The organism is Flavobacterium poyangense (genome assembly GCF_011751075.1).
Taxonomy (GTDB): domain Bacteria; phylum Bacteroidota; class Bacteroidia; order Flavobacteriales; family Flavobacteriaceae; genus Flavobacterium; species Flavobacterium poyangense.
In genome coordinates this window covers 1-1,799 of the sequence record NZ_JAALLN010000040.1, presented here as the reverse complement: position 1 = coordinate 1,799, position 1,799 = coordinate 1, and the positions used below count along the sequence as shown (strand labels likewise).

Here is a 1,799-nt window from a genome sequence, read left to right as displayed (position 1 = left end):
GCTCCAATTAAGGAACAGGCTCAATATGAGTCTTAAAGAGAAAGTCAGAAAGCAATTTTCTAACGATAAATCCCATCTCCAACGTTTTCAATCACGGTCCATTTTCCTTTACTTTTTACCATTATTAATATAGACGTTGCATCAATATTTTTATAATCAGTAGTGGTTGATTTTATAGTAAAAACGGCATACTTCTTATGTTTATAATAAATTACATCCGAAAAAGAAAAAACCTCATAGTTTTCCTTAAAATCAAACGTCTCATACTTCCCGGCATTAGGAAATTTTTCCTGTTTTATGAAAATGATATTCTGATGTTTAAAATCTTTTAAAGTCCAGTAATTACCTTTTATCCACTGGTCTTTAATGTATTTTTCTTCATATTTAAGTTTCATTTTCTCCCATACTTTTTCATTGTATAAAGGCTTATCAACTCCTTCATTTCTTTCATATTTATTGGTATAAGGTTCAAAATAGATTTTGCCCTTAAAAATCTCAATTGTCACATTATTATTTATTTTTTCCTGAATAATCATAATCTTTTGTGATTCTTTCAAATCCAAACTTAACAGATAATCATTAATTGGTGCTTGTCGGTCTTTCTGTAAAGCGCAACTATAAAAAAATTGAATAATGATAACGATATATAACAGCTTTTTCATATTGGTTTATTTACAAGGTTTGCCTATAGGTTTTTGTTCTAGTGGAGTGCCTGAACCAACGGGGTTTCCGGTTTGTTCCGATGCTAATCTGTTTTCAATTCTTAATCTCTCAGTGGTTCCCTTTGCAAACTTTTTGTTAAAGATAGGTGCATCTCTTAGTCCTCCCCATGCTAAATCGGTGTAAATTTCAGCAGGTTTTGCTCCATAGGGAACTACAACACCAGTTTGAAATTCTTGTAAAGCAGCACCAATTGCTTCTACATAATTGTTGGCCATTTCTTCATGTTGAGCATCTTTTTTTTGTCCAGGATACTTTGTTTCTACAAATTTTTGGAAAAGTACTGGAAATTCGCCAAATACCGCTGGATTTTTTGAAGCGTCAAAATCATCTACTAAACTCATAAAAAAAGCATGTCCCAGCTCATGTAGTAAAATAGAAGCTTTGAATAATTCAGTAGCATAAGTAAAACGATCTTTACTTATGGTTATTTTATAGTCATTCTTCTCAGTTCTTGAAGTAAATGCAGGTACATCACCAGAATCCCCAGAAGTAATTGTAACATCATATATAGAATTAGCTCCCAACTTCGTCAACATATTAGCTATGTCGCAATTGGTGGCATTTTTTAATTGGGCTAAAACGGCTTTAGGGCAAGGGTCAAGATCTGTATCGTAGATTTGATCTTCAATAATTTCTCCATAGATTTGATCCTCTTCTCCACTTCCGCCGTCCGGAGGAGGTACTTCTTCCTCTTCGTTGCCATAGTATCTCATCACACATTCCAATCGCTCATTTAGTATTCTTTCTCGCTCTGCTTCGGAACTAGAAGAAAAAAGTACCCAGTTCGGATACGGACAGTCCTTTGTAATCGTTTCAGATTTGATACGGCGTTTTTTAATTGGTTTTTTACCATTCTCAGAAATTAATGCATTTGTTTGATTGTAGATGTGGTACCATTTTACGGTCGCTTCATTTGCTTTTGGAGAAAAGGTAACTTTGAGCTTATAATCAAAACTGTTGCCGCCATTTTTTGCGGTTATCAGCAGATAAGATCTTAAGAAATAACCAGAGTTGTTTTTTCTGGCTAGATTTTTTACAAAAATGGGCCGTTCTGTAATAAATGGGACAGTTAAGGT

Annotated in this window: 2 protein-coding genes; both read right to left on the bottom strand. The window is 33.9% G+C overall.

The features are described 5' to 3' along the window. Nucleotides 1-59 precede the first annotated feature (59 nt). Nucleotides 60-662, bottom strand: coding sequence for a hypothetical protein (locus G3A47_RS22475; protein ID WP_166926486.1), 603 nt, complete (start codon nucleotides 660-662; stop codon nucleotides 60-62). A 6-nt stretch (nucleotides 663-668) separates the two neighbouring features. Then, nucleotides 669-1,799, bottom strand: a 1,131-nt coding sequence (locus G3A47_RS22470) for a hypothetical protein (protein WP_166926484.1), incomplete at its 5' end; no start/stop codon positions are given.